The organism is Escherichia sp. E1130 (assembly GCF_005781065.1).
Classification (GTDB): Bacteria; Pseudomonadota; Gammaproteobacteria; order Enterobacterales; family Enterobacteriaceae; genus Escherichia.
In genome coordinates this window covers 1-1,007 of record NZ_VATL01000067.1, presented here as the reverse complement: position 1 = coordinate 1,007, position 1,007 = coordinate 1, and the positions used below count along the sequence as shown (strand labels likewise).

Genomic DNA, 1,007 nt, shown 5'->3' with positions numbered 1-1,007 from the left:
CCGCCTTCACGGATTGCGAAACGCAGACCGTCGTCCATCGCGATCGGGTGGATCAGGGTAACAACCATTTTGATGTTGTCGCCCGGCATTACCATCTCTACGCCTTCCGGCAGTTCGATGGTACCAGTCACGTCAGTAGTACGGAAGTAGAACTGCGGACGGTAGCCTTTGAAGAACGGAGTATGACGGCCGCCTTCATCTTTGGACAGAATGTACACTTCAGATTCGAACTTGGTGTGCGGCTTGATGGTGCCCGGCTTAGCCAGTACCTGACCACGTTCGATTTCTTCACGTTTGATACCACGCAGCAGAACACCTACGTTCTCACCAGCACGGCCTTCGTCCAGCAGTTTGCGGAACATTTCAACGCCAGTACAGGTAGACTTCTGAGTCTCTTTGATACCAACGATTTCAACTTCTTCACCAACTTTGATGATACCGCGTTCTACACGACCGGTAACAACGGTACCACGACCGGAGATGGAGAATACGTCTTCGATCGGCAGCAGGAACGGCTTGTCAATCGCACGCTCTGGTTCCGGAATGTAAGAATCCAGGAAGCCAGCCAGTTCCAGGATTTTCGCTTCCCACTCTACGTCGCCTTCCAGCGCTTTCAGAGCAGAACCACGAACGATCGGAGTGTCGTCGCCCGGGAAGTCGTACTGAGACAGAAGTTCACGAACTTCCATTTCAACCAGTTCCAGCAGCTCTTCGTCATCAACCATGTCACATTTGTTCAGGAACACGATGATGTACGGAACGCCTACCTGACGACCCAGCAGGATGTGCTCACGAGTCTGCGGCATCGGGCCGTCAGTCGCAGCAACTACCAGGATCGCGCCGTCCATCTGAGCAGCACCAGTGATCATGTTTTTAACATAGTCGGCGTGCCCCGGGCAGTCTACGTGTGCGTAGTGACGGGTCGGGGTGTCATATTCAACGTGAGAAGTGTTGATGGTGATACCACGAGCTTTTTCTTCCGGCGCGTTATCGATCTGGTCGAATGC

At 53.3% G+C, this 1,007-nt stretch carries 1 protein-coding gene; it reads right to left on the bottom strand.

The features are described from left to right. A partial coding sequence (gene tuf / locus FEK66_RS25425) for an elongation factor Tu (RefSeq protein WP_138211652.1) occupies positions 1-1,007 on the bottom strand: 1,007 nt, incomplete at both ends.